Here is an 11188-nt window from a genome sequence, read left to right as displayed (position 1 = left end):
CTGAAGTAGCAGTCGCTGAAGTAGCAGTCGATGAAGTAGCAGTCGATGAAGTAGCAGTCGATGAAGTAGCAGTCGATGAAGTAGCAGTCGATGAAGTAGCAGTCGCTGAAGTAGCAGTCGCTGAAGTAGCAGTCGCTGAAGTAGCAGTCGCTGAAGTAGCAGTCGCTGAAGTAGCAGTCGCTGAAGTAGCAGTCGCTGAAGTAGCAGTCGCTGAAGTAGCAGTCGCTGAAGTCAAAGACTACGGTTTTCGTTTTGACAGCAATTACTACGACGACTACTACGGGTTCGATGTTGAAGCCCAATCGGTCGCTGAAGTTGCCGCGGATATGACCGACGCTGCCGACGTCGACACTGCCGAATCCGTTGATAGCGAAGCCGACGCGGATGACGTTGCCGTGGAAGAGGTTGCTGATGCCGATCTGCTGGCCGACGAATTTGCGATGGAAGACGCGGCAATCGAAGCGGTGATCGAATCGATCGCATTGGTCGAAGGCGAGGAAGCGGCAGAAAATCAGGAGATCGCGGTTGCCGAACCGGAGGTTGCCGAAACCAATCTGATCGCCGTCCCCGATCCTTGCCTGCAAGATGAGCTGCAATGGCAACTGTCCTTCCTGGCCGGATCGCACCCAGAACTTCAATGGGCTGTGAATCCAAGCCAATTGGGAGCTCGGATCGCCGAAGTCCTGCTGCAAGCCAGCGAAGCATTGGCCGGATTGAGCCATTCGGAGGTCGCTGCCAACACCGCTGCGATCGACAACGCGGCGACTCAGGTCGAACCCGGCCCCGTCTCCGAATGCACCCCTGTCGACTCCGATTGCCCCGTTCGCAGCCTGGATGTCGAACCGATCGCTGAATCAATCGTTGCACCGCCAGCGCAAGCCGCCACGATTCAAGTTGCCGCCGAGCCGGGTGCCGACAGCATCGTGCGATAAAAAATCGGTGGCGACGCGATTTTTTGATGAATGACATGAGGGGAGTGCAACGCAACGTTGCACTCCCCTGAATTGTTGGTGAAAGCGGTCTCCCGTGGGGCAATTTGTCCGTTTGGGTTGCCTGGCGGGCAAAGCTTGGCGAAAATGTGATGGTTAGCAAATCTGGGGCGACTGGATTTTCGGCATACCGGAAAATGCCGGATCGTATTAGGATGCCAGTAGCACCGGCTGACCGAGACCTGAGACCCGCGACCGAACGGGCGGTCCGAGATGGCCCACCGTTTTTCCCTGGAATCCCCTATTTAAATCATGTCTACCGAAGCGATCGAATCCACCGATCAGGTATCCGACGATTCGCCTGAATCAAATCCCGGCCCACCGGTTCGCCCGCCGCGGGTGGATATTCCTGAGACCGCCAAGCCGCCCGAGCTGCAAAAAACGTACGCGTTGGTGCTGGGGTTGGTCCATTTGGGAGCCCTGGCGGCGATCGTCCCGCCGCTGGCCGGATACCTGTTCTCGTGGTCAGGCTTAGCGTTGGCGATTGCCGGCCACTTCTTCTATGGAATGGTGGGAATCAATGTCTGCTACCACCGCTTGCTGACCCACCGCGGCTTTAAATGTCCGCTATGGCTAGAACACAGCCTGGCCGTGCTGGGAATCTGCAATTTGCAGGACAGTCCCGCGCGTTGGGTCGCGATCCACCGCATGCACCATCAACACAGCGATCATCAGCCCGATCCGCATACTCCCAAAGCTGGTTTTTGGTGGTCGCACGTCGGTTGGGTCGTCTACCGCAACCGCGACCACGATACGACTAGCCATTTCGAACGCTATGTCCGCGATCTGTTGCGCGATCCGTTCTACCTGAAATTGGAAGCCCGTTGGCGTTGGTTTGGGATCTTCGCCTCGCACGCGCTGTTGTATTATCTGATCGGTTCGGCGGTCGGCTATTTCATGTCGGGCACGTTCGACGGAGCGGTTCAACTGGGACTCAGCTGGTTGTTCTGGGGAGTCTTGGTCCGCGTGGTGATCGTTCTTCACGGAACGTGGGCGGTCAATTCGCTGACCCATGTGATTGGATACCGCAATTACGAAACCCGCGACGACAGCCGCAACCACTGGCTGATCGCATTGCTCACCCACGGCGAAGGTTGGCACAACAACCACCATGCCAGCCCGCGAGCGGCGATGCATGGTCATCGCTGGTGGGAATTCGACATGGCGTGGTGGGTGATCCGTGGCATGGAGATGCTCGGTTTAGCGACCGATGTCGTACGCCCCGGCAAGACGGCCGAACCGGCCGATTGGTAATATGGGCGGCAAGAGGTTGCCGCGGAAACTTTGGATCGCGAGCGTTGTGGCGAAGGCCCCGCTCGCTTAGCGGCTCAACAACGCATCCCTTCTCAAGATCAACGCCTGCCCTTGGCGGGCACCGCTAAGCCCTCTCAGTCATCGTTGCGTTGGACCCATGGAAAGAGATCCATGTTGGCAACGACCGATTGTTCGACAAAGCTGGCGATGCTGTCGATCACTTCGGGGCCACGTAGTACGAGATCGACACCTGAAAGATTTGCCCGTACCCGCATCGCTTTGAGTGGCAGCGGTTGCGTGTTGTCGAACTTGCCCGACACCCGAGCGCGTTCAAAAAGCTTGGCCAAGCGATTCGCTTCGGAATTTTCGCTGATCCCGCTTCCCGAAACGATCATAATGGGCAGACGGCTGATCGCAGGGTGCCGCGTCGCCAAATCGCCACTGACGCCATTGACCGATTTGATCGGCGAAACGAGCACCAGCGCCTTCACATCCTGGCCCTGTTTCTTGGTGCCGATCGATGGCCAGTTCCAGTCCATCATGGCCCAATTCATCGCCAGGATCGAGCCTTCTTCGATGCCGATCACTGTCAGGGCGTTGAGGTTCAATTTTTCCGCGTCATTTTCGCTGCGAAGGAATTTCTTGGCGGCCTCCATATCCAACGCGACAACGGCTTCCATGTCGCGCTTCGTGGCCCGCTCAACTTCCATCGGTTTCCCGTCGGCACCGATCACGCGACTGCGACCATGGCCACGGATGTCCAGCAGCGCGACCGCGCAACCTTGCGATTGCAGTTTGAAGGCCAACGAAACGTATGGGCTGGTTTGGCCTGACCATTCGTGAACCAACAGAACGGTCGCTGCTTTTTTGCCTCGGTCCGAAGGGAAGTATCCGATCTGCAACGGCACGCCGTCTTTGGTCGTGATTTTTTCCAAGCGAGGTTTCAATTCCTCGGGGATCTTTTTCTTAGGCGCATTGGTGGGACGCGTTGTCTTCGGGGGGGCCGGGGTAACCGGGCGCGCCGCAGGCGCAGGTTGCGGTGGACGTGCAACGCCTGGTTGGGGACGTGTGGGAGCGGGTTTGGGGTTGCCGGGAGCCAGTGGGTCAAAGGCGGGGCCTTGGCCGAACGCAATCACCGACATCGAAGCGACGGAACATATGATCAAAAACAACCGTAATCCGATGGTCGCGCGTTGCTGAGCGTCGCTGGTGAGGGTGATGGCTTGGGGGCGTTGTTTCATGAGAAGTTCCAGCCTTAAATCGCATCCTGGAGTTTTCGATAAGTTTCCTTTGACCTTTTCAGATCCTTTCTAATGCTAAGCGCCCAGCGATGCTGGGTCAAACCAAGGGTGACTTCGCAACAAAACTTCGTGGCTTGACCTATAATCGGCTCTCACACAATCCCCCCAACCCCAACCTTCCACCATCGTTGACAGGAAAACTTTCCGTGATCCGCAACCTACGCACCTTCATTTGCTGCATTTTCGTGGCGCTGACGACTGTGAACGTCTCCGCGCAACGCGACCTGACCAACATCCCCGCCCCCGACCCGCAAGCCGAAATGGAGGCGATGCGTCTGGATCCTCGGATCGAGATCAATCTGTTTGCGTCGGACCCGATGATCAAAAAGCCGATCCAGATGAACTTTGACAGCCAGGGTCGGCTGTGGGTTGCCAGCAGTGAAGTCTATCCGCAGATCGTTCCGGGGGCCGCCGCGACCGACAAGATCATCGTTCTGCAAGACACCACCGGCGATGGCGTTGCCGATCACAGCCAGGTGTTTGCCGATAATCTATTGATTCCGACCGGGGTGTTGCCGGGGGACGGAGGCGTCTACGTGGCCAACAGCACCGAATTGATCCATCTGAGCGACAGCGATGGCGACGGACGCGCTGATCAGCGGCGGGTCGTGTTGAGTGGATTTGGCACCGAAGATACGCACCATCTGTTGCACACGCTGCGTTGGGGCCCCGATGGTTGCCTGTACATGAACCAATCGATCTACATCCACAGCCATGTCGAGACGCCTTACGGCACCCGGCATCTCAACGGCGGCGGGATCTGGCGTTACCGGACCGAAACGCAATCGCTGGAGGTGATGTGCAAGGGACTGGTCAATCCCTGGGGGCACATCTTCGATGCGTATGGCCAATCGTTCGCCACCGACGGCGCTGGGGTGGAAGGAATCAATTACGTCTTTCCGGGATCGGTTTTCATGACCAGCCCGGGTGCGTCGCGGCATCTGCGAGGGTTGAACCCCGGCAGCCCCAAGCATTGCGGTTTGGAAGTCCTTTCGGGGACGCATATTCCCGCCGATTGGCAAGGCGATCTGGTCACCAACGACTTCCGCGGCCATCGCGTTTGCCGGTTCACCGTTCGCCCGCAGGGAAGCGGTTATAATTCGCGGCAGCAGCCGGAATTGATCGTCAGTCAGCACGTCGCTTTTCGTCCGATCGACGCCCGGATGGGGCCCGATGGTGCGATCTATATCGCCGATTGGTACAACCCGATCATCCAGCATGGCGAAGTCGATTTCCGCGACGAACGACGCGATCGTGGCCATGGTCGGATTTGGCGTTTGACATTCAACGATTCGCCGTTGATGAAGCCGACTCCCACGGGAGCGCTCTCCGACGTGGCGTTGTTGCATTTGTTGGAGAGTCCCGCGTTGTGGCTGCGGCAATTCGCGCGGCAAGAATTTAAAGAACGAAACGCGGACGACGTGCTTGCGGCATTGACCGGTTGGGTCGGAGAAGCCCAGGGGGCGGCGCTATTAAATCGTCAGTTCGAGGCGATGTGGGTTCGCGAATGCCTGGACCGACCCGACGCGCAGCTTTTGAAAACGTTGGCTGCTTGCGAGAACGAACATTTCCGCGCCGCCGCGGTCCGCTATATCGGGTTGCGTCGCGACACGATCGACGATGCGTTGGCTTTGCTGACCATCGCCGTTGCCGATGCGAATCCGCAGGTCCGTTTGGAAGCGGTCACGGCGCTAGGCGACGTGGGAACGGGGGAAGCTGCCGCGATCGCCTTGCGAGCACTGGATCAGGAACTCGACGAGAACCTCGATTTTGCACTTTGGAACACGCTGAAGCGGACTCAGTCGCAATGGATCGAAGCGCTTGCCGCCGGCAGCTTCGATACGCAAAACAAGACCGCGCGATTGGAGTTTGCGATTCGTGCGGCGGCCTCGCCGGCTGTGGTCGCACCGGTGGTCGCGTTGATTCGCCAGGGGGAGATTGGACCGGCCGATGCGGCGGCGCTGCTCAGCGCACTGGCCGATGCTGCCGATGCGGAATCGTTAAATGAGGTCCTGCAGCTGGTGCTAAGTTCTGAGAGTGCGTTTTCGGATCCAGCCCGCGCCTCTCTAATCGAAGCCGTGGTCCGCCAGAAGGAAACCCGCAATGTGATGCCGTCCAAGGGGGTGGAGCTGCTGAAGTCCTACGCCGAGACAACGGATTTGGAATTCGATTCGCCCACCGAGCAGGCGACGTTGAAGGCGATCGGGCGGTGGAAAGCCGCCGATCTGCAGCCGATTGTGTTGGCCGTGATCGACCGAGCGAAGCAGCGCGGTTCGCTGCCGATGATCGCCTTGGCGACTCTGGGGCAATTGGCGACCGACGCGTCATTGCAGCCGTTGGCTGCGGTCGCGCGCGACACCAACGCGAGTCCTGAGTGGCGGATTGCCGCAATCGAATCCTTGGTCGGAGCGCGGCCCCGGCTGGCGGCTCGCGAGGCATGGGGATTGTTAGCCTCCCGTGATCAGTCACCTTGGGGCGAGCAATCGCTTCGTGGCGTGTTGCGTCGTAAGGGCGGTAGTGACTTGTTGGTCGAGGCGCTTGCTGGCGTGACCTTGCCCGCCGACGCGGCCCGCGGGGCGCTGCGTGAGGTGCGGTCGGCTGGAAGCCATGCCGCGTTGGAAGCTGCGATTCGCGAAGCAGGAAAATTGGACGACGCCAGCTGGAAAATGTCCGCCGAACAAACGGAGCAACTGACCGCAGCGGTTCGAGATTCCGGTGATCCCGTGAAGGGGGAAGCGATCTTCCGCCGCAGCGAGCTGCAATGCATCGCCTGCCATGCGATCGGGCCGGCCGGTGGCCGTGTCGGTCCGAACTTTGTTAGTTTGGGAGGGAGCGCGCAGATCGATTATCTGATCGAATCGCTGATCGATCCCAATGCCAAAGTGAAAGAGAACTTTCATTCGGTGGTCGTGTTGACCGACGATGGTTCCATCGTGCAAGGCATCCGCGATTCGGAGACCAATCAATCGTTGACGTTGCGTTTGGCCGACGGTAGCAAAAAGACGATTCCTCAGGAGACGATCGATCAAGTTGGCGAAGGGCGTTCGTTGATGGCCGCCGGGCTTGTCGATTCGCTGACTCGCGATGAACTGGTCGATCTGGTGCGCTTTCTGTCGGAACTGGGCCGCACCCCTGCGATGACCCTTTCGACCGATCCGATCGTGCGCTCGTGGCAGAAGCTGGTCTTCTCGCCCGAAGCGAACCGTCTGCTGAATCGCACGAGCATCGATTCGGTGACGACCGACAATCCCGTTTTAGTCTGGGAGAACACGACCACGTTTGTCGATGGGAGCCTTCAGCTTGCAGAGCTGGCCGATTTCAAACAGCATGCGAATTCGATTCCAACCGCATTCATGCGATTCGATTTTGAATCGTTTGATGACAAACCGATCCGGATTCGTTTGCCCGAATCCGACGCGATCAAGATGTGGGTCGATGGCAAGCCAACGCCAACCTGGAACGCTGGCGATTTGAAATTGGCCAAGGGGAAGCACCGCGTCACGCTAGCGATCCAACGCGGAAAGATCGTCGAACCATTCGCCGTGGAGATCGATTCGGAGACTCCCGTTGCGATCCTCGATCACTTCTAAACGATCGCAACGATGAAGCGTGGGGCCGCAGTCGACGCGGCCTCGCGTTATTCGGAAGGGGGTGGGGCCAACAGTCCCTGGCGCGTTCGCTCTTGAGCGAACATCTGCTTCAGCAGCTCCATCTCTTCGTCGTCGTCCAGTTGGCTCGATTCCAAATCCCGCAGCGTGCGGCGTCGCTGCTCCTCCAGCTCGGTGCCACGGAAGCGATCGATCACCGCTTGCATCCGAACTTCGGGCGGTCCGTTGACGGTTGCTGCTTTGTCGTCGACCGATTGTTGGAAATTGACAAGCACGCTCTTCAGGTGCGCGTCCTCGACCGCCAGTAGCACGTTCTGGACATCCAGTTCGTGGCCGCCCAGTTCCAGGTCTTCATAGATCGTCATCAGGGCTCGGGCGGTGTCGGTCGCCAGCCATCGCGGTTCGACCGATTCAAGCGCCTGGGGAACCAGGTCGGCCCGTTCGATCATCAATTCAAACAGCTCGCGATCGATGCCGGTGATCGGTTGGTGGCGGACCTGGGGTGGGGGCGCGGTGGTCGGTTCCGGTTGCCGTTTGAATTCACGGTTCTGACGCGGATCGTTACGGTGTTCGGTGATCCGATTCTTCAGCGTGTCGGCGGGCAGCCCAAACGTTCGGCTGAGTCGCATTACGGTTTGTTCGATCCGCAAGTTGTTCGCGTTTTGAGGCGATTTGGCGACCAGCCGGAGCATCGAATCGAGGGCTGCCGACGCGGCGTGGGTGTCCCGGACTAAGTCGATTCCGGCGGTTGAACGATTCAGTTTGTGTTCGATCGCATCGGGGGCTTGGGCGATCAATTCACGGAACGCATCGGCACCGTGGGTGTTCAGGAAGTCGGCGGGATCTTGCCCCTGGGGCAGTGTCAGAACACGCATGTCGACGTCGGCCGACACAAAAAGTTCTAGCACTTCGTCGGCGCGACGCTGCCCGGCGGCGTCGCCGTCGAGGACCAGCACGATTTGGTCGACAAATCGCTTCAGCAGCCGCACATGGCTGTCGCCCACGGCCACGCCCAGGCAAGCGACTGCCGTTTCGATGCCGTGCTGTCGGGCGGCGATCACGTCGGTGTAACCCTCCATGACCAGCGCCTGGCGTTGCCGCTGCATCGCTTGGCGGGCCATGTTCAGGGCGTACAGATGTTGGCTCTTCGAGAACAGCTTCGTCTCGGAAGTGTTCACGTATTTGCCGCCCGATTGATCGCCGATCATCGGCACGTGGCGTCCACCAAACGCGATCGGGCGATCTTGCAGGTCGTAGATCGGAAACATCAATCGGCCACGGAAAAAATCGTAGTGGCCACTGCCTGAGTTCCGCGCGAGGGCAAGGCCGGCGGCCTGCAGGATTTGCGGACTGAAGCCGGCGTCCAACGCAGCGCCTAACAACCAGTCCCACTGGTCGGGAGCGAAGCCGATGCGAAAGCGAATGCGATTCTCTTCGTCGATGCCCCGTTCTTGCAGGTAGTCCCGGACGACCGCGGCTGCCGGCGATTTGGCCAGGTAGTTGAAGAACCGTTCTTCGGCCCACTTCAGCGCCGACAGTAAGGTTGCCTTGTCGTCGACCGATCCTTTTTCAGCAGGAGCGGAACCGCGTTGGATCTCGATGCCGGCGCGGTCGGCGAGGATCTTGAGCGCTTCGGGGAAGCTGACGCCATCGCGCCGCATTACAAAGCTAAAGACATCACCGCCGATATCGCAGGGCCAGCACTTCCACGATTGGCGGACCGGATTGACCGACAGGCTCGGCTTCTTATCGTCGTGCCAAGGGCAACGCGCGACAAAACTGCTGCCCTGGCGGCGCAGTTCAAGCGATGCGCCCACGACATCGACGATATCGTTCGCTTCGCGCACGCGTTCGCGGACGTCAAAATCAGCCGGCAGGGACATCGATCACACCTAAGAAGGTCAAGCCGCCGCGGCTAAGAGAATCGTCTCGAGGACATCGATTAATTGGTCCAACCGAAACGGTTTGAAAAGGATCGCTTTGGGGTGCAGCCCATCTTGTCGCGCTTTCACGATCGAATGCCCCGGATCGTAACCGAAACCCGTCATCAGGATCATCGGCACATAATCCATTTGGTTTTTCAGCCGGAGCATCAGCTGGTAGCCGGAGTAGTCGGGCAGTCGGATGTCGCTGATGATTGCGTCGTAGCTGACCACACCTTGGCTGCAGCGAACCATGCGAACCGCTTCGTCGCCCGTCTGGGCGGTTTCCACGACGCAGCCGTAACGTTCCAGCAAGGTATGGGCGTCGTCCAGCACCTGCGTGTCTGCATCGACAACCAGGATCCGCTTGTCCATCAGGTTGGGGTATTGCGGCTTCTTAGCCGACGCCGGGACAGCTTCGACCGGTGTCAAGCGTTCGCCAATCTGTTGGATCGTTTGTTTGATATCCCGCGCATTCTTCAAGATTCGGCGGACGCGTTCGGCCAGGTCCGATTCGTGCCCGATGTACTGTTCCAGCACGTTGACCGCATCGTTAAGGATTTGATCGACCGGGAGAGCAACGGCGCTGTGAATCGCTTCGCAGCTCTGTTGTGCGGTGTTGGCTTTTTGAGCCATCAGCAATTCGAGCGTGTTGAGCGCTTGGGCGACATCGCGGGCAAAGATCTCGAGGAACTGGACGTCGCTTTCGGAGAACGCCCGAACCTCAGGGCTTTCGATATTGATCGTGCCAAGGACTTGGTCGTGCAGCATCAACGGAGCGGTCAACGAACTGCGGGCACCTTGAACGCCTTGGATGTACAGCGGGTCGACCGAAACGTCTTCGCAAAGATAGCTTTCGGCGGTCGCCGCAACGTAACCCGTCACGCCGTTGCCGTTGGGGGCGGCTTGCAATTTGCGGTCCGCCGCCGCTTGATCGATACCGACGCTGAACAACGGTTGCAGTTCGCCCGTCGATTGTTCCAGCAGACGGACTTCAACGACATCGAAGTTCAACAGGTCGTGCAGGTAATGGTGGATGTTTTGTTTCAGCAGATCGATCCGCTGGCTGATATCCATCAAGAAGATTTCGTCGGGGCGGATATCGGCAAGTTCGCGTCCGGCACTGTGGATTGCCGCTAGCTTTTGCTGCTGCAGGATCTCTTCGGTCACATCGCTGACCGTGACGATCAAATTGCGGCCGTTGGTCGAACCGCGAAGAGGTGCTGCGTGGACCTGGTAGTAGTTATTGCTAGCGGTGTGCAGCGTGGTGTTGATCGGGCATCCGGTGGCCAGGGCGGTATGGAAGGGACAGAAATCGGGGCCCATGATTTCGGGGTGATCTAACGCCTCGTAAAACTGGATTCCGACGAGGGATTCTTTTCCCGACCATTCGTGTAGGCGTCGATTGGCCCACAAAATTTCGTGGTTTTCAGTCAGCATCGCGATGCCATCGGGCATATCGCGCAACATCGCTCCGCCATGCTGCAATTGGATTAATTCATCCCGAGCGCCCGACGACGACAATGGAATGAAGACGCCGTCGAAGTCTTCTTTGCTGAGCGCCGCGAGGGCTTCGTTCGCCGAAGCGACCGTGACCACGTCTGCGTGCTCGCTAGTCAAGTTCGCAAGCGGAGACGTTCGGTCTCCACCAATTCGTAAAATGCGCGATGTGTTGGTCAACCACTCATCTCCCGCCGCTGACGACAATTTGATGTGACCCAGTCCTCTTCCGCCAGTTTCAATATAGGACAGAAATTCCGAAGTTGGCAATGGTAGTCATCGTTTCGGATAGAACGCGAAAACTGCCTGAAACAGTCGCACGCCCTTTGTCCGCGCGTTGCTTGGCGGCTCGCCACAGCTCGGATCACTCCTGCTAAAGGAGTCTTATCGCTCCTTCGTGCAATCGGTCGAGAAGCGACACTTGGCACCGCAGTTGCTACGGCACGGATCGATTTCAGGGGGGCGACCCCGACTTGCGGCGTTGCGCAGGGTCTTAGGGCCACCGTAGTGGCATGTTGCTAGCCGCTAGAGTTTCCGGACCACACCCTTATCCTGGTCGTGAGGGGCTGTTTGGGGATTGTCGTCGACCTAGTCCGCAAAACCGCAAGGCAAAG

Annotated in this window: 7 protein-coding genes; 3 read left to right on the top strand and 4 right to left on the bottom strand. The window is 58.7% G+C overall.

Annotated elements, in window-relative coordinates:
* Positions 1–302: pentapeptide repeat-containing protein (locus tag Poly24_RS27120; RefSeq protein ID WP_197451971.1), on the bottom strand; the 302-nt coding region annotated here is incomplete at its 3' end.
* Between the two features lie 24 nt (positions 303–326).
* On the opposite strand from Poly24_RS27120, the gene Poly24_RS27115 reads away from it, so the two are divergent.
* Together Poly24_RS27115 and Poly24_RS16715 are read left to right on the top strand one after the other, a co-directional pair.
* Positions 327–932 carry a hypothetical protein gene (locus Poly24_RS27115; protein ID WP_197451970.1) on the top strand — a complete coding sequence of 202 codons (606 nt, stop codon included), beginning with the start codon at positions 327–329 and terminating at the stop codon, positions 930–932.
* Between the two features lie 309 nt (positions 933–1241).
* A complete protein-coding gene (locus Poly24_RS16715) occupies positions 1242–2243 on the top strand; it encodes an acyl-CoA desaturase (protein WP_145097820.1) in 1002 nt (333 codons plus the stop codon).
* Positions 2244–2377: 134 nt separating this feature from the next.
* Here Poly24_RS16715 and Poly24_RS16710 read toward each other — a convergent pair whose 3' ends face one another.
* Positions 2378–3484, bottom strand: coding sequence for an alpha/beta hydrolase (locus Poly24_RS16710; RefSeq protein ID WP_145097816.1), 1107 nt, complete (start codon positions 3482–3484; stop codon positions 2378–2380).
* Positions 3485–3690: 206 nt separating this feature from the next.
* Between Poly24_RS16710 and Poly24_RS16705 the strand changes: the two genes are divergently transcribed.
* Complete coding sequence (locus Poly24_RS16705; protein WP_197451969.1) at positions 3691–7134, top strand: PVC-type heme-binding CxxCH protein; 3444 nt, start codon at positions 3691–3693, stop codon at positions 7132–7134.
* Positions 7135–7181: 47 nt separating this feature from the next.
* Here Poly24_RS16705 and dnaG read toward each other — a convergent pair whose 3' ends face one another.
* Positions 7182–9035: a DNA primase gene (gene dnaG / locus Poly24_RS16700; protein ID WP_145097809.1), complete on the bottom strand. Its 1854-nt coding sequence runs from the start codon at positions 9033–9035 to the stop codon at positions 7182–7184.
* Between the two features lie 18 nt (positions 9036–9053).
* Positions 9054–10673: a hybrid sensor histidine kinase/response regulator gene (locus Poly24_RS16695; protein WP_231753185.1), complete on the bottom strand. Its 1620-nt coding sequence runs from the start codon at positions 10671–10673 to the stop codon at positions 9054–9056.
* Positions 10674–11188 lie beyond the last annotated feature (515 nt).

The organism is Rosistilla carotiformis (assembly GCF_007753095.1).
Taxonomy (GTDB): Bacteria; Planctomycetota; Planctomycetia; order Pirellulales; family Pirellulaceae; genus Rosistilla; species Rosistilla carotiformis.
This window is presented reverse-complemented; position numbering and strand designations above follow the sequence as displayed.

Coding starts and splice junctions, on each gene's coding strand:
- Poly24_RS27115 (WP_197451970.1), top strand. CDS start 327: ATGACCGACGCTGCCGACGTCGACACTGCCGAATCCGTTGATAGCGAA.
- Poly24_RS16715 (WP_145097820.1), top strand. CDS start 1,242: ATGTCTACCGAAGCGATCGAATCCACCGATCAGGTATCCGACGATTCG.
- Poly24_RS16710 (WP_145097816.1), bottom strand. CDS start 3,484: ATGAAACAACGCCCCCAAGCCATCACCCTCACCAGCGACGCTCAGCAA.
- dnaG (WP_145097809.1), bottom strand. CDS start 9,035: ATGTCCCTGCCGGCTGATTTTGACGTCCGCGAACGCGTGCGCGAAGCG.